The 15929-nt window shown below is 62.7% G+C and carries 14 protein-coding genes; 3 read left to right on the plus strand and 11 right to left on the minus strand.

Features of this window, described 5'->3' with window-relative positions; all coding sequences use genetic code 11:
- Window positions 1-40 precede the first annotated feature (40 nt).
- Window positions 41-1024, minus strand: coding sequence for a GlxA family transcriptional regulator (locus ACEN83_RS21665; protein WP_495578389.1), 984 nt, complete (start codon window positions 1022-1024; stop codon window positions 41-43).
- 88 nt (window positions 1025-1112) lie between these two features.
- Here ACEN83_RS21665 and inhA point away from each other — a divergent pair, with 88 nt between their 5' ends.
- A complete protein-coding gene (gene inhA / locus ACEN83_RS21670; protein ID WP_495578390.1) occupies window positions 1113-1799 on the plus strand; it encodes an isonitrile hydratase in 687 nt (228 codons plus the stop codon).
- Here inhA and ACEN83_RS21675 read toward each other — a convergent pair.
- Together ACEN83_RS21675 and ACEN83_RS21680 are read right to left on the minus strand one after the other, a co-directional pair.
- The gene (locus tag ACEN83_RS21675) at window positions 1793-1930 is read right to left on the minus strand and encodes a hypothetical protein (RefSeq protein WP_495578391.1); all 138 of its coding nucleotides are present in this window, start codon (window positions 1928-1930) and stop codon (window positions 1793-1795) included. The genes inhA and ACEN83_RS21675 overlap by 7 nt on opposite strands.
- A 204-nt stretch (window positions 1931-2134) precedes the next feature.
- Window positions 2135-2623 carry an SRPBCC family protein gene (locus ACEN83_RS21680; RefSeq protein WP_495578392.1) on the minus strand — a complete coding sequence of 163 codons (489 nt, stop codon included), beginning with the start codon at window positions 2621-2623 and terminating at the stop codon, window positions 2135-2137.
- Window positions 2624-2911: 288 nt separating this feature from the next.
- On the opposite strand from ACEN83_RS21680, the gene ACEN83_RS21685 reads away from it, so the two are divergent.
- Window positions 2912-3313, plus strand: coding sequence for a lysozyme inhibitor LprI family protein (locus ACEN83_RS21685; protein ID WP_495578393.1), 402 nt, complete (start codon window positions 2912-2914; stop codon window positions 3311-3313).
- 122 nt (window positions 3314-3435) lie between these two features.
- Here the strand turns inward: ACEN83_RS21685 and peaD are convergent, their stop codons facing one another.
- The 4 genes from peaD to peaA all read right to left on the minus strand — a co-directional run bounded on the left by peaD (window position 3436) and on the right by peaA (window position 8012).
- Window positions 3436-4554: a quinohemoprotein amine dehydrogenase subunit beta gene (gene peaD / locus ACEN83_RS21690; RefSeq protein ID WP_495578394.1), complete on the minus strand. Its 1119-nt coding sequence runs from the start codon at window positions 4552-4554 to the stop codon at window positions 3436-3438.
- Window positions 4555-4592: 38 nt separating this feature from the next.
- On the minus strand, window positions 4593-4916 hold the full coding sequence (gene qhpC, locus ACEN83_RS21695) for a quinohemoprotein amine dehydrogenase subunit gamma (RefSeq protein WP_007971075.1): 324 nt from the start codon (window positions 4914-4916) through the stop codon (window positions 4593-4595).
- 1 nt (window position 4917) lies between these two features.
- Window positions 4918-6348: a quinohemoprotein amine dehydrogenase maturation protein gene (gene peaB, locus ACEN83_RS21700; RefSeq protein WP_116581466.1), complete on the minus strand. Its 1431-nt coding sequence runs from the start codon at window positions 6346-6348 to the stop codon at window positions 4918-4920.
- Window positions 6349-6431: 83 nt separating this feature from the next.
- Window positions 6432-8012, minus strand: a complete 1581-nt coding sequence (gene peaA / locus ACEN83_RS21705; protein WP_495578395.1) for a quinohemoprotein amine dehydrogenase subunit alpha — start codon at window positions 8010-8012, stop codon at window positions 6432-6434.
- Between the two features lie 489 nt (window positions 8013-8501).
- On the opposite strand from peaA, the gene ACEN83_RS21710 reads away from it, so the two are divergent.
- The gene (locus tag ACEN83_RS21710) at window positions 8502-9992 is read left to right on the plus strand and encodes an aldehyde dehydrogenase family protein (RefSeq protein ID WP_007977837.1); all 1491 of its coding nucleotides are present in this window, start codon (window positions 8502-8504) and stop codon (window positions 9990-9992) included.
- 112 nt (window positions 9993-10104) lie between these two features.
- Here the strand turns inward: ACEN83_RS21710 and qhpG are convergent, their stop codons facing one another.
- Genes qhpG through ACEN83_RS21730 form a run of 4 tightly spaced genes read right to left on the minus strand, consistent with a single transcriptional unit; the run spans window position 10105 to window position 15686 of the window.
- The gene (gene qhpG, locus ACEN83_RS21715) at window positions 10105-11400 is read right to left on the minus strand and encodes a flavin-dependent monooxygenase QhpG (protein WP_495578396.1); all 1296 of its coding nucleotides are present in this window, start codon (window positions 11398-11400) and stop codon (window positions 10105-10107) included.
- Window positions 11397-12074 carry a subtilisin-like serine protease QhpE gene (gene qhpE, locus ACEN83_RS21720; RefSeq protein WP_258682011.1) on the minus strand — a complete coding sequence of 226 codons (678 nt, stop codon included), beginning with the start codon at window positions 12072-12074 and terminating at the stop codon, window positions 11397-11399. Before qhpE ends, qhpG begins: the two co-directional genes overlap by 4 nt.
- Window positions 12064-13782 (minus strand): ABC transporter ATP-binding protein, encoded by a 1719-nt coding sequence (locus ACEN83_RS21725; protein WP_495578397.1) that lies wholly within the window; start codon window positions 13780-13782, stop codon window positions 12064-12066. The genes qhpE and ACEN83_RS21725 overlap by 11 nt, the downstream gene beginning before the upstream one ends.
- Window positions 13782-15686, minus strand: a complete 1905-nt coding sequence (locus ACEN83_RS21730) for a sigma-54-dependent Fis family transcriptional regulator (RefSeq protein ID WP_116581461.1) — start codon at window positions 15684-15686, stop codon at window positions 13782-13784. Before ACEN83_RS21730 ends, ACEN83_RS21725 begins: the two co-directional genes overlap by 1 nt.
- Between the last annotated feature and the right edge of the window lie 243 nt (window positions 15687-15929).

Raw genomic sequence — 15929 nt, forward strand, 5'->3', positions numbered from 1 at the left:
GTCCGGATCAAACAATGTTCGAGTTCAGGCAGTAAGTGACTCAAGGCACGACTGGATCTACTCCAGCACTGACCGAAAACCGCTCCCGGTAAGCCTGCGGTGTCACCCCCATGGCCCGCAGGAAGCTGCGGCGCAGGGTTTCTTCGCTGCCGAAGCCGCATTGCACCGCCACCCGTTTGACCGGCACTCCGGTATCGCTGAGCAGACGCCGCGCGGTTTCGACGCGGATCAGTTCGATGGCCCGGGCCGGGGTCTGGCCGGTGTCGGCGCGGTAGTGGCGCACGAAGCTGCGTTCGCTCATGCCGGCCTGCAAGGCCAGGGTCGGGATGCCGAGGTCCTTGGTCAGGTTTTCGCTGATCCAGGCGTGAAGTTCGTCGAATCGCTGGCCTTCCTGTTGCAGGGACAGGGTCACGCTGAATTGCGACTGGCCACCCGGACGCTTGAGAAACACCACCAGTTGCCGGGCGACTTCCAGGGCCATGTTGCGCCCCAGGTCCTGTTCGACCATGGCCAGCGCCAGGTCGATGCCGGCCGTCACGCCGGCCGAGGTCCAGACCGGGCCGTCGTTGATGAAGATCGGGTTGGGTTCGACCTGCAAGCGCGGGTGCTGTTGCGCCAGTTGCTCGCAGCGGGTCCAGTGGGTGACCACGCGCCGGCCATCGAGCCAGCCGCTGGCCGCCAGCAGAAACGCACCGGTACACACCGAGGAAACCCGTCGGCAGCCACGGGCATGCTCGCGCACCCAGGCGACCAACGACGCATCTTGTGCCGCCGCGTAGACACCCCAGCCACCTGCGATGATCAGGGTGTCAGTGCCGTCATCCGGTAAGGGTTCGGCCAACAGCGCCAGGCCCGCCGACGACATCACCGCCCCGCCGCCGCTGGCAATCACCGTCGGCGCGTAGGGTGGCGGCAGGCCTTGCTGACGGGCAATGTCGTTGGCCGAGGCGAATACCTGCAACGGCCCGGTGACGTCGAGCAATTGCACGTTGGCGAACGCGAGTACATGGATGGTTTTCGACATTTGGCGTAATTCGTGGGGATATTGGCGTATACGCCAAATCCTACGAGCCTACAGTTGAACCGTCCACCCACTTCACGAGAAAAACACCATGACGTTGCAGATCGGCTTTCTGTTGTTTCCACAGGTTCAGCAACTGGACCTGACCGGCCCTTATGACGTACTGGCCTCGCTGCCGGATGTGAAAGTGCATCTGATCTGGAAGGACCTGATGCCGGTCACCGCCAGCACCGGCCTGCTGTTGAAACCGACGACCACCTTCGAGGATTGCCCGGCACTGGACGTGATTTGCGTACCCGGTGGCAGTGGCGTGGGGCCGTTGATGGAAGATGACCCGACCCTGGACTTCCTCCGGGCCCAGGCCGCCAACGCCCGGTACATCACGTCGGTGTGCACTGGCGCACTGGTACTGGGCGCAGCGGGATTGCTCAAGGGCAAACGCGCCACCACTCACTGGGCCTATCACGAGTTGCTCAAGCCGCTGGGCGCAATCCCGGTAAAGGATCGGGTGGTTCGCGACGGCCATCTGTTGACCGGTGGCGGGATCACCGCCGGTATCGACTTCGCCCTGACCTTGGCCGCCGAGCTGTTCGATCCGGCCACCGCCGAGTTGGTGCAGTTGCAACTGGAATACGCTCCGGCCCCGCCGTTTACGGCGGGCAGCCCCGAGACGGCGCCAGCCAGTGTGCTGGAAGAGGCTCGCCAGCGGGCTGCCGCCTCGTTGAAGCTGCGGGCGGAAATCACCGAGCGCGCGGCGGCGAAACTCGATCGTCAGTAGGAAAACGGCGGCGGGCATCCGCTTGCTGCCGCCCCGACCTTTCCTGCGGTCACAAAAAAACCCGCCGAAGCGGGTTTTTCCAAGACCATGACGACTCCTTGTCGCAGCGTTCCTTGCATATGGTCGATCATCCGTGATCCTGAGCACATCCTGTGCTTCAGTGGGTGAGGCCAGAATACGCATCGGATCCAAATTGTAACAGGCGATATCACTACCATCGCGTGTAAGACATTCGCTATAAGGCACCTTCCGAAAACCCTTAGACGCCTCAGGTGCCTGGCCTGGAAGCAGCGAGTCTAAAGGCCTCCAGCTGACTTTCGACGGCCAGGCGCTGGTCAGTCACCCTGAAGCTCGTGGGCCTTGGCCCTTTCCACAAGAAACTGTTCGATGTTGCTCATCTGCTCATCCCAACCACGGCTGTCCATACGGAATGCCTTGAGGCGACGATGCTGGGGAATGTGGTCGAAACCCGATTCGGACACCTTGAGCAGCGTGCCGTCATCCATGTCTTCAAGTTCGAATTTCACCAGGGTGGTGGGTTCCTGGGAGTAATCGAACTCCGGCTCTATCGCATAAGGGTGCCAGCGAAACGAAAACAGCCGTTCCGGCTCGACCCGCTCCACCAGTACATTCCAGCGCAAATGCTCATAACCGGGGTAAGTAATCTGCCCCTGGGTCCACTCGCCTGCCACAAAACGCTTGCCTTGCAGCGCCACGCCAAACCACTTCCCGAACTCTTCGGCATTGGCCAGCACGCGCCAGACCTGCGAACGCTTGGCCTTGAGCAGGATTTTCCTTTCGATGCGATCAGATGCTGGGTTCATAAGTCACCTCCTGTACTTGAACAGTAGGTCAGTAAGACCACAAGACCAACCCTAAAGTTGTACCAATCGGGATGGGCAATCAACCATGCCTGAGATATTCGGTTGCATTTGCGCGGATAAGTTCTGGGGCAATCACAAAGTCAGAGGCTCGAAACTGCTTACGCTCTCTGCTGAAAAGCATCGAATGGCAATCGCTGGTGAAAACATTTGCAGTGGCAAGCGTAGCGGACTGAATCCGTCACACGGCTACACTGCACCTCAACATTCGGTCACAGCGAGTAATCCGGCATGAACCCACGCTTACTATTGGCATTGACGCCCCTGCTGTTCACCCCCATGGCTGTCGCCGTGGACTGCGACAACGCCAGCGACCAGGCGACGATGAACCAGTGTGCGGCGCAGCAGAATGCGGCCGCCGACAAGGAATTGAATGCGCTGTACCAGCAGATCACTTCGCGATTCAAGGGCAACCCGGACAACAAGAAGCTGCTGGTGGGTGCGCAGCGGGCGTGGGTGGCGTTCCGCGATGCCGAGTGCAAGTTCTCGGCCTCCGGGGTGGAAGGCGGGAGTGTGTATCCGCTGATCTACAGCAACTGCACCACGGAACTGACGAAGGCACGGGTTCAGACGTTCAAGAACTACCTGAAGTGCCAGGAGGGGGATATGAGTTGTCCGGTGCCGGGGGTTTAAGATTTGTAGTGTTTTTGAGGGCAGCTTCGCTGGCAAGCCAGCTCCTACAGTAGATCGTCAGTAGACAGGGATCCATTGTAGGAGCCGGCTTGCCGGCGATGGAGTCCTTTCAGGCGCCGCAATTACCGGACGAAAATCTGCGCCGTGGTAATCGCCATGTCCCCGCCCGGCAATTTGATGCTGCCCGTCTGTTTCAGGCTGTCGGCATCGAAGATCGCCACGTCGTTGAACGTCCCGGCCAGGTAGATCTTGCTGCCGTCCTTGTTGAAGGAAATGCAGTAGTAGGAGTGATCAAGCGTCGCCGCCTGGAGCATTTTCTTCTCCTTGATGTCGTACTTGGCCAAGCGATTGAGCACGCCGAACATCAGGTTCGGGTCCTTGGGCGAGCGCATGCCGCTGAAATAGATTTCCGTCAGCGGCCCGAAGTCGGTGGTTTCGGTCTTGCCGGTTTTCAGGTCGACGCTGAACAGGCCGTACAGGTATTCGGCGGTGGCCGGGTCCTGCTTCTTGTCCTTGAATTTCGCGGCGGTGTAGAGCAGCGAGAAGTCGTGCCGATACGTCTGCTGGTTCCACACGTAGAGCACGTCCGGCGCGCTGTAGTTCGGGCGTTTCCAGTGACGGCTGGGGATCAGCACGTCGAACTTGCCGGTCTGCACGTTGACCTTGTAGACGTCCGCCCCCGCCACATACAAGGTGCCGTCGTCGCCACTCTGCATGATGGTCAGCTGCCGCGGCGCCGGGAAGCTGCGCACCGGTTTGGCATCCATCCCGGCGTCGGTCTTGTACACGTCGAGCCGAGGCTGCTGCACTTCGTAGCGGTCGTTCATCATCAGCGTCGGGTTGGCGATGGTGAACAGTTCCTTGCCGTCATGGCTGAGGGTGAAGGCGAACATCGACCTGGCTTTCTCCCCCGGCTTCTGGGTGATACTGGCGTGGAACACCTGTTTGCAACTGTCCAGTTCGACGCCGTAGACATCCGCGTAGTGGTTGTTCAGCACGTAGGCGGTCTTGCGGTCCGGCGACAGTTGCACGGTGCCGGGGCCGAAGGCATCGGGCATCTTGCAGGTCTTGTACAAGGTGTCGGTGGCCAGGTCGATCACGTGCAGGTTGTTGGGGTAGTTGGTGGTCAACATGTATTCGCGACCGTCCTGCAGCGCGGTGTTTTCATCGGCCAGGACACTGACCGAACAACTGCTCAGGACGGCAAACGCGGCCAGGCCGCAGGCTTTGATGCTGTGCATGCTGGAATCCTTCTTGTTATACGCTGCTTTCAAGGGCATCACTTGTCCTTGGGGAAGACAGTGCCGAGGTTGCGCCAGTTTTCGTTGGACGCCTGGGCATCCTTGTTCCAGTCCGGGTAGGTGCTCATCATGTCGGGCACCTGGGCCGGCCACCAGCACGGGTCGGAGCACCCGTAGAGGTCGGCCTCCATCGGCTGGCACAGTGACGACACACCGCCGAACGCATCGATTTCCCAGCCCGGGTCGGTGGTCGAGGCACAGCCCGCCACGGAGCTCATGGCCACCACTTCCTCAATGCGGTTCTCGTCCGCAGCCTGATCCAGCTTCAACGCCTTGTTATTGATTGCCTTGAGATGTTTCATATCAGTGAGCCTTGCGCGGAGTGATGTAACTGCTGATGAACGCAGGGTTATGGGCCATGATCCGGGTGTAGACCTCAATGCCGAAGTCGACCCAGTCACGCATCAGTTCGCAGTAGTGATAGGTCGGGTGCGTCGGGTCGCCGTAGCGGGCGTAGCTCTCGTGGTAGCAACCGCCGGAGCACAGGTTGCGGATCTGACAGTCTTCGCAACCGGTGTTGGTGCGGTCCAGGCGCTGGGACAGGAAGTCGTTCAACTCCACCTGCTTGACGCCGCTGTGGACGTTGCCGAAGGTCGGCAGGCTCGAACCGGTAAAACGGTGGCACAAGTTCAGCTCGCCCTTGTGATCGACCGCCAGCATCTTCAGGCCCGCGCCGCACGGCAGGGCCTTTTTGTGGCCTTCGTGGATGTCGGTGATCAGCTGGTGCAGGTTGGAGAAACCGATGTTGCGGTGCTCCAGCGCCGCTTCCAGATAGCGCCGACCGAGGCGTTTCATGCTAGCGAAGACTTCGATCAGCTCATCACTGGTCAGGTTGAAGCTGCTGATATCGCCGGAAGTCACCGGGGCAAAGCCGACTTCAGCAAAACCCAGCTCGTTGAACAAATGATCCCAGATGGTCTCGACATCGGTGACGCCGGTGGTCAGGGTCACCCGCGCGCCCACCGGACGGCTGTTGTAGCGCGACAGCAGCATCTCGGCCTTGCGCCGCACCACGTCATAGGTGCCCTGCCCGCCCACGGTGATGCGGTTGCGGTCGTGCACGGTCTTCGGCCCGTCGATGCTCACTGACAAGCCAAAGCGGTGGGCGTTGAGATAGTCCACGGTCTCTTCGGTGAGCAACGTGGCGTTGGTGGTCATGACGAATTCGACGAACTTGCCGGCCTCGCGAAAACGTTTTTCACAGTAATCGACCATGTACTCGATCAGCTTGCGGTTGCTCAGAGGTTCGCCGCCGAAGAACACCACGGTGAAACGCTCTTCGTCCGGCGATTCGCGCAGCAGCATTTCCACCGAGGCGATGGCCGTTTCGACGTCCATTTTCTTGCCCGCCGAGGGCTTGTCGAGGTCTTCCTTGTAGCAGTAGGTGCAGCTCAGGTTGCAGCCGGTGTTGACGTTGAGCACCACAGTGTTGATCGCCGTGCGCTCGACCCGTTTAGTGGCGATGTCCGGGGTCAGCGGCGAGCCGTCGCTGACCAGTTCCAGGGCCATCAGCTCGCGCAGGGTCTCGGTGATTTCCTCGCCGTTGAAGCGCGCGGCCAGGCGCTGGATCAGGTCGTCCGAGGAGCAGCCGGGGCCGCGCAGGGTATCGATGATGGTGCCCGTCAGTTCATCGCTGGCGAACAGCGAACTGCTGGGGATGTGAAACAGCATGCGGTCGGCATCGACCTGCACTTCGTGCAGATTGCGTTCGACCAGATTCAAGATAGCGCCCATTGCAAACCTCCTGTGCAGGCCCCGGTTGGCGGGGCCTGCGGTCATTCCAAAAAGATGTCTGAAACCGTGAGAGATCAGTCAACTTATGGAATGGGTGGATTGTTCCAGCGTTGCACGGTGACGATCATGTGGCCTTCGCCGGTCAGGGATTTCCCTGCATCGTCGACGGCGGCGATCACCTTGAGGTTGCCGGCATTGTTGGTGGACATCTTGCGTGCCGGGTTCGGCCCGGCATCGCCCGGGGTGAACACGCCCGCGTCGGCCTGCATGGTGCCGGCGAACTTGACGTCTTCGTCTTCCTTGGCGCGGTCGTCGAAGGCTTCGACCTTCCACTGCGCCGGGAACACGCCGATGCGGTACGGCTTGCCATCGGCGCCCTTGCCCCAGGCCTCGGCATCGAAACGGCCCTGGACTTTCGGCGTCGAACCGCCACCCTCGCCGATCCGTGCCACCGAGAACTCAGGCACGACCTTGACTGCGTCGATCTTGCTGTACACCGACAGGCTCGGGCCTTTCAGCGTGCCGACGGTGACTGCACGCGCGCCCGGCTGGGCATTGGCGGCGGCCTTGAGCTTGACCTTGATCTGCTCCGGGCTCTGCGAGACGACTTCGACCACTTCCACGCCTTTGCCGAAATTCGGCTTGCCGGAAAGACCGCTGCCGATCAGGGTCACTTCAGTTTCGCTGCCGGCCTTAACGTAGCCCGGTTGCACCGCCAGCAAACGCTGGGAGCCCTGTTTGGCAGCGACGAAGTCCAGGCCGCGCTCGTCGTGCTCGGCCTCGAACATGCGGCCCTGCATGGCATTGCCTTGTGCGGCGAACACCTGGCGCATGGTCACGCCATCGATGGTCACGTTGCCGCGCCATTCATAGCCGGTATAGAGAATCGCGCTGCCGTCGCCGTTGAATGGCGTGCCGTCGGCATACTGGCCTTTGACGCTGACCTTGAAGGTATCGCTGCCGTCGGCGGTTACGCTCATGACACCGGCCAGCTCGCCTTTGCCCGGCAAGTGACCGCTGAAGCTCCAGTCCCCCGCCAGCGCCTCGCTTTTCGGTGCGGCGCTCTGCCATTTTTTCCAGGCCGGGTTGTCCAGCGGATAACGCTTGGCCAGCAGCGGCACCATCTCTTTGCGGGCCAGATCGAACCAGTCGCGGTCGCGGGCAAGCGCCTGGTATTCCAGCGACGGCCATTGACCGAGGTGGAAGTTCACCAGGCGCTCCCACTCCTGGGCCGGCCGCCGTTGCAGGGCGACCCGCGCACCGGAGTGGCAGCGGCCGCACATCTGGCTGGTCTGCTCATCGAATTGCTCGACGGTATTGAGCCGGCGCTCCAGCGCATAACGCACGCCGTCGGTTTCGCTCGGCGCCAGGCCCTGGGTATCGGCCAGGTATTTGACCAGCGTGCGACGGTCGTCGTCGCTGATCTGCAACCCGTGCATGGTCTGCATGCGGGCAATGCTCATCAGCCAGCCTTCCGGCGTTTTGCGCTGGTGGCTGATGCGGCTCAGGGCGTTATCGGCTTCGGGGGTATGACAGCCCTGACAGGTTTCCTTGAGGATGGTCTGGGCGTCGCGGGCTGCCAGGCTATAGGGCGAATGCAGCGCTATGCAAGCCGCTACGGCCAGCAGGCTGGCGCTCATGCCTGATCGGAGTTTTCTCTTCATCAACGTCGAACCTCGCACGGTGCGTTCTTATTGTTGTGACTTAGCGTTTTTATGGTTTCTGCCGCCGGCGGTGCACCGCTGACGGAGGCAAGAGAAACGTCTGCGATGAGCAATACACGGAGCGTGCCAGCTTATGAATAGTGTTCTTTATCAATCATTTAGTTGAAATACAGGGCTATTGGCGCCTTCTGAAGCAGACGACAGGCGTCCAATTTCGCGACAGTTGTTTCACTCTGAGACAAGCATAGGATCAAGATCAAAAGATCGCAGCCTGCGGCAGCTCCTACAGGTGTGCGGCGATTTTCGTGTAGGAGCTGCCGCAGGCTGCGATCTTTTGATCCTCACTGTCGCAATTTGCGACGCTCACTTGTTCCCCTGACATCGGCAAATAGCCCAAGAGGCCCATCCGATCAGGGTTCCAATCAAACGAGCACAACTGGCACAGCCATTGCGAAAGACCTCGCCACACGAACAAGACGAGGTTTCATCATGTCGCTCCCACACCTGCTTCCCGCCACTTCGGCGTTCATCCAGCGCGCCCCGCGCATGCTCATCGGCGGTGACTGGGTCGAGGCCGCCGACGGCCAGACCATGCCCCTGCACAACCCGGCCACCGGTGAAGTGCTGTGCGTGGTGCCACGGGCAACGCCGGAGGATGTCGATCGTGCCGTACTCGCCGCACGCCAGGCATTCGACGATTCGTCCTGGACCCGCACCCGCCCCCGGGAGCGGCAGAACCTGTTGTGGAAACTCGCCGACCTGATGCAGCGCGACGCCGAGCTGCTGGCGCAACTGGAATGCCTGAACAACGGTAAAAGCGCGGCCGTGGCCCAGGTGATGGACGTGCAACTGGCCATCGACTTCCTGCGCTACATGGCCGGCTGGGCGACCAAGATCGAAGGCTCGACGGTTGACGTGTCGGCACCGCTGATGCCCAACGATCAGTTCCACAGCTTCATCCGTCGTGAAGCGGTGGGCGTGGTCGGTGCCATCGTTGCCTGGAACTTCCCGCTGCTGCTGGCCTGCTGGAAACTCGGCCCGGCCCTGGCCACCGGTTGTACCGTGGTGCTCAAACCAGCCGATGAAACCCCGCTGACCGCACTGAAACTCGCGGAGCTGGTGCTGGAGGCCGGTTATCCCGAAGGCGTGTTCAACGTGGTCACCGGCACCGGCATCACCGCTGGCTCCGCCCTGACCCACAACCCGCTGGTGGACAAACTGACCTTCACCGGCTCCACCGCGGTGGGCAAGCAGATCGGCAAGATCGCCATGGACTCCATGACCCGGGTCACCCTGGAACTGGGCGGCAAGTCGCCGACCATCGTCATGGCCGACGCCGACCTGAAAACCGCCGCAGCCGGTGCCGCCAGCGCGATTTTCTTCAATCAGGGCCAGGTCTGCTGCGCAGGCTCGCGGCTGTATGTGCAGCGCAAGCATTTCGACAACGTGGTGGCTGACATCAGCGACATCGCCAACGCGATGAAACTCGGCAACGGCCTGGACCCGAGCGTCGACATGGGCCCGTTGATCTCGGCGCGCCAGCAGGAGCGAGTGTACGGGTACATCGAAAAAGGCCGGGAAAGCGGCGCGACCATCGCCTGCGGTGGTGAGCAGTTTGGCCCGGGGTTCTTCGTCAAGCCGACGGTGATTGTCGATGTCGATCAGAAGCACTCACTGGTGCAGGAAGAAATCTTCGGCCCGGTGCTGGTGGCGATTCCGTTCGATGACGAGGCCGATGCCCTGCGCATGGCCAATGACAGCCCCTACGGCTTGGGGGCGAGCATCTGGTCGAATGATCTGGCGGCGGTGCACCGGATGATTCCGCGCATCAAGTCGGGGTCGGTGTGGGTCAACTGCCACAGCGCGCTGGACCCGGCGTTGCCGTTCGGCGGCTACAAGATGTCCGGCGTCGGGCGTGAGATGGGGTATGCGGCGATCGAGCATTACACCGAGTTGAAGTCGGTGTTGATCAAATTGTGATTTGTAGCGTCCTTTAGGCCGCCTTCGCGGGCAAGCCCGCTCCCACAGGGGAACGCATTCCAGTGTGGGAGCGGGCTTGCCCGCGAAGAGGCCGGTCCAGACAGCCCAAATATCAGGGTTTGTATCCCTGAGCCAACAACCAACCCCGAACCATCCTTCCCTGCTCCACCGTCAACCCGGCCAACACCTGCTCAGCCGGCTCCGTGCGCAACCGCCGCACCAACGGCGCCACCTCCACCCCCTGCACATGCCAGATCCCCAGCGGCTGATCCACCGAGATCACCACCTCGGCCTCATCGACAAATCCGTCACGCAGCACCGGTGCGCGTTCGATTCTCAGCGCATTGAAATCGGCCTCGGCATGGGCGATTTCAGCATCCGGCCATTGCCGCCGGGCCTGCCAGAATGGCTGGTCCAGCCAACGCTGCTCATCGGCATAGAAATCCCGGCCGATCCGCGCGAACCGCAGGAACAGCTGTTCCACCCGTTGCTGGTGGAAACGCCGGGCCAGAGCCGCTCGCTCAGGTTTGCACAACAGCGTGTTGATCACCGTCGGCGCCTGCAACGCCGAGGAGAGCGATTGAAAGATGCCATTACCCGACAACGGGTCCACGGCCATCGCCGCATCGCCGACCCGAATCCAGTTATCGCCGCAAACCTGTGGGTGGAGAATCGCCGTGCTGCTGCGGGCATGCAGCTGCACATCCAGCTCCGGTTCGCCGCCGAAAAAACCACGGGCCACTGCCGACTCCCCACGTTTTTGCCGGCAGTAATCGAGCAACATGGCCTTGCCCGGCAACCCGGCACTGGCCACATCCACCGTCCATTGCCAGTAACACTGGCCGTCGGCGCGGCGCGCCATCCACGCCCAGCCGTCGGCAAGGCTTTCCACGGCGCTGGCGGTGCTGCCCGGCGTGCCCTGCCAGCGATTGAGCAAACTGACGGTCTCGGGGCCACGCAAGCCCTTGCCGATAGCGGGTGCCTGGCGTCCTCGGGCTTCCACGAGAAACGGCGCGAGCAGCGCTTCGTGTCCGTCGATTTCGATTCGGTGGCCATTGGCCGATGACTGAACCCTGAGCACTCGGCCTTCGATCAGTTCGACTCCCGCCAGGCGCAAGTCCTCACGCAGGCCTCGGTCAAACAGCGGACGGTCGAGCAAGTACTCGATGTTCTGCGCATGGTGCTGGCCGTTCCAGCTCACCTGGCGTTGAGAAGGCAGCGCCGCCTGCGTCGCCGCCTGATGCAGGCCCGCACTGCGCAAGGCATCCAGAACCCGCACGGACACGCCTTCAAGCGCCGCAAACCGGCGCCATTCGCTGATCAGCGTGACGCCATGGCCAAGCCGCCGTAGCCCCAGTGCGACAGCGGCTCCAGCCGGTCCGGCGCCAAGAATGACGATGTCCGTCATGGCCCGAAGCGCCGTTCAGGGCCACGGTAACGGGCATGGTCGCGCAGCCACTCGATGACTTGCTCATTGCTGGCATCAGGCTGCTCGACGAGGAACCCGGCGATGTGCCCGCTCAACGCGGCGCAACCGAGGCTCGCCCCGGATTGCCCCGGGTACGTGCCATGCACACAGGCGGCGAAATCCGCCTGGGCGCTGTTGAGCCACGACCATTCCTGTTCGGCGCAGCGCGCATCGCCGGTCACCCGCAACACCTGCGGATAGTTGGCCGGAAACACCCCTTCGCCCTGGGCCGGACTCGACGCACACAACAGCACGCCCCGTGCCACCGCCGCCGCGCAGGCCGCGCGCAACAGGCTGCGATCCTGGCGCAGGCCGAGGCTCAAATTGATCAGCCGCACGTTCTGCGCCACCAGCCAGTCAATCGCCGTGGCGATCTGCAAGGCACTGGTGACACCGCGCTGGTCGAACACCTGGGCCACGCAAAACAGCGCCGAGGGTGCACGCCGGCCAATCGCCTCGATCACCGCACTGCCATGCCCCAGCGGATCCTCGCGCAAGTCGCCCTCGGCCAGGCCGTCTTCGAGCAATGAAAAGCGCCGACCGGCGATCACTTGCACCCGTTGCGCCGCCGAATGGCCGCTGTCCACCACACCCACGCGCAACTCAGGTTTCATGCAGCACCGTTTTCGAGGTCAGCACGCCGTCGAGCAATTCGAACCGCAGATCGGCATCTGCCAGGGTTGAAGGGCGATGGCTGATCAGGATGCGCGTGCGTGCGGCAAACAAGCGGTCGATGGCGTCGATGACTTCGCGCTCGGTGGCTTCGTCTACCGCTGAGGTCGCTTCATCGAGCACCAGAATCAAAGGGTCCTGCAACAGCGCCCGGGCAATCGCGATGCGCTGCTTCTGTCCACCGGACAACTGCTGGCCGCGCTCGCCCAGCGGACTGTCGAGGCCCTCGGGCAAGGACTCGATCAGGCTGTCGAGTTGCGCCAGGCGCGCCACTTCGGCAATCGCCTGGCGGCTGGCGTCCGGCACCGCGTAAGCCAGGTTGTCGGCGAGACTGCCGCGAAACAGCACGATGTCCTGGCTGACGATGGCAATGCGTCGACGCAACTGGAACAGGTCCAGCTCGCGCACATCGACGTCGCCCAGCAGCACCCTTCCCGATTGCGGATCGTGATGCCGTTGCAGCAGGTCGATCAGGGTGGATTTACCCACGCCCGAACCGCCGCTGAGGGCCACTTTCAAACCGTAGGGAATTCGCGCTTCGATACCGCGCAGGGTCGATTGGCGACCGGGGTGGGCGAAGTGCACGTTGTCGAACCAGAGATCGCCGCCATTGGGCATCGGCTGAGGTCTGGCAGGCGTCGATACGGTCGGCTGTTCGCCGCGCAGCTCCATGACCCGGCCGAGGCTGACGGTCATCCGCTGAATCGCCACGTAGAGCCCGAGCAGGCTCTGTACCGGCCCCACGGCCATCCCCAGGTAGGTGGAAAACGCTATCAGCGCCCCGAGCTGCCAGGTGCCCTGCACCACCCAGTATCCGCCGATCAAAAAGGCGCAGGCCCGGGACAGCGAGGTCAGCGTACCCGGCACGGCCTGGGTGAAAAACTCGGTGACTTGCAGGCGCAGCAACTGGCTCATGTAGCCCTGCCCCAGCGTTTCGAGGCGCCGCGCTTCGCGCTGTTGCTGACCGGCGGACTGGATGAACTTCATCACCGGCAAGGTCTCGACCATGAACGATGACATGTCCGCCGAACGCTCGCGCAACTGCCGCACATCGCGCTCGACCTTGCGCCGCATCCAGCGCAGCCAGAGGACATCGAGGGGGATCAGTACCAGGGCCAGCAGCGAGAGCTTCCACGACAGCGTCACCAGCATCGCGATGGCAACCACCAGGCCAATCACGCTCGACACCGCCGAGAACAGCGAGTCCACGGCGAACCGCTGAATCTCCGCGACGTCGCCATCGAGGCGCGACATCAGGTCACCGATGCGCCGCTGACCGTAAAAGCTCGGCGACAGGGTTTGCAGATGCCGGTACAGGTCATCGCGCAGGGCAAACAGCATGCGCCCGGACAGTCGCGTGTGCAGGTAGCGGTTGATGCCCGAAAGCGCCGTGCCCAGCAACCCGGCAACGATCATCAGCCCGGCGATCAGCACCAGCATCGGGAAGTTGCGCGCCAGCAGGCCGTCGTCGATCAACAGTTTGGTCAGCCAGGGCTGCACCAGCACCAGCGCCGAAGCGCAGACCGACAGGCCCAGCAGCCCGGCAATCGCCAGGCGATGGGGGCGCACGAAGCTGTACAGCCAGCGCAGCGACGCCTGCAAGGCCTCGGGGTTCTGGCTGTCGATCAGCCGGACGATCAGGCGTTGCATCAGGAGCGCAACTGTTTGAGCTTGCGATACAGGGTCGCGCGGCTGATGCCCAGGGCGTCGGCGGCGGCCGAGACGTTGCCCTGATGCGCGTCCAGGGACTGGCGGATCAGCTCCAGTTCGTTTTCCCGGATGCTGCCGGCCTGGGGGCGTTCGCTGGCGGTCAATTCGTCGAGCATGCTGTCGGGCAGGTGGTCGAGGGTCAGCACGGTTTCACCCGGTTCGCGCATGGCCAGCGCGGTGCGCAGGACCATCTCCAGCTGGCGGATGTTGCCCGGCCAGTGATAACCGCTGAGCAAGCGATCGAGATCATCGTGCAGGACCACGGCGGGTGCGCCCAGTGTCACCAGCAGGCGGCTGACCAGCGCGGCGAAATCCTCACGTTCGCGCAGGGCCGGGAGCATCACGCTGATGCCGTTGACCCGGTAGAACAGATCCTCGCGAAAGTGTTTATCTTCCACCAGACGCTTGAGGTCACGGTGGGTGGCGCAGATCAGTGCGACATCGATGTCCTGCTCCTCGCCAGCGCCCAGTGGCGCGACCTTGCGATCCTGCAACACCCGCAACAGTCGGGCCTGCAAGGCCAGGGGCATGTCGCCGATTTCATCGAGGAACAAGGTCCCGCCATGGGCCTGTTGCAGGCGGCCGACCATACCGCCCCGGCGTGAACCGGTGAACGCGCCTTCGCGGTAGCCGAACAGTTCGGACTCGATCAGGCCCTCGGGAATGGCCGCGCAGTTCACCGCTACGAAGGGTTTGTCGCAGCGCGCTCCAGCCATGTGCAGGGCGCGGGCGATCACCTCTTTGCCGGTGCCGGTTTCGCCCAATAACAACACCGGCAGTTCGTTGGCCAACCCTTGACGGGCCATGCGCAAGGCACGGGCGTAGCGCGTATTGCTGCCAGCCAGCGCTTCCAGATCCGGTTGCGCCTTGGCCGGTTTCGCCACAGTGCGCGGCGGGCTGCCGACGTTGATCGAGCGTTGTGGCGCGCGCAGGGTTTTGTAGAAGAATTCACCCTTGGCGGTCTGCAGGCTGCCGGTGCCGCCCTGATGCAGGCGTGCCAACAATTGCAGACCGTCGACGCCGAGAAACTCCTCGCAGCGCCGACCGACCAGGGCCGAGCGCTCGGCGTGGAGCAACTGACAAGCCTGGGCGCTGACCGCGAGGATCTGCCCGCCAAGGCTCACCGCCAGCAAGCCTTGCCACGGGGATTCGAGGTATTGGCGACGGCTGTGGAAGGCGAGGACGATTTCGTCCGGATAACTGGCGTTGAACACCCGGCTTTCGATCTGGCTGACGGCCATGGCCAGCAGCGCCGTGCTGTCGTGGGCGCGGCCGAGCGGGCCTTCACGGGTCAGGTCGAGGACACCGAGGATATCGCCCTGGGGGCAATGGATCGGCACCGAGGTGCAGGAAAAATCACTGAGACGGTCCAGATAATGTTCGCCGCAATCGATCAGGGTCGGCCGGGCTTCCACCAGTGCCGTGCCGAGGGCGTTGGTGCCGCGGACCGCTTCGCTCCAGCAGGCGCCGAGGGTGATGTCCTGCAGGCCACTGCCCTTGAGGCGATCGGCGCGGCCTTCGACGGCGAGGATGGTGGCGTCGGAGTTGGCGAGGATGATCAGCCCTTCCTTGCCCTGACGCTCGGCCAGGTAATCGATGGCCGGCAACGCGGCGTCGATCAGCAGGCGATTGCTGGCCAGCAACAGGTCCAGGCTGGCGCTCGATTCCAGCGCCAGCTCGTGCTTGGCATTGAAATGCACGCCATGGCTCAGGCTGCGCCGCCACGAGGCATCGATTTCCGCACGCAGGACGCCATCCGGCACTTCGCCTTCCAGGTGCAGCTTTTCCCGGGCCAGCCGGGCTTCGCGATGCAGTTTGGGGGAGTTTGTTTTTATTAGCGTCATCAAGCGCTCCGGGTCGTCCGCCCTTGCGCCTTCATACGTCGGCGCCCTGCCGCAATCTTTACGTTAACGTAAGGGCTATGGCAAGTGCCGTAGGGCGTTTGTGTTCCGTCAGGTGGGCCGCATTATCGTTCTTCGCGGGCAAGCCCGCTCCCACAGGTTCAGTGCCGTCCGCAAATCTGCGGTTTTACTCGGACACGGTGGGAGCAACCGTCTTTCCCCTGCCGCTCGTCACCGTCATTCGGT

It is taken from the genome of Pseudomonas sp. Pseusp49 (assembly GCF_059491875.1).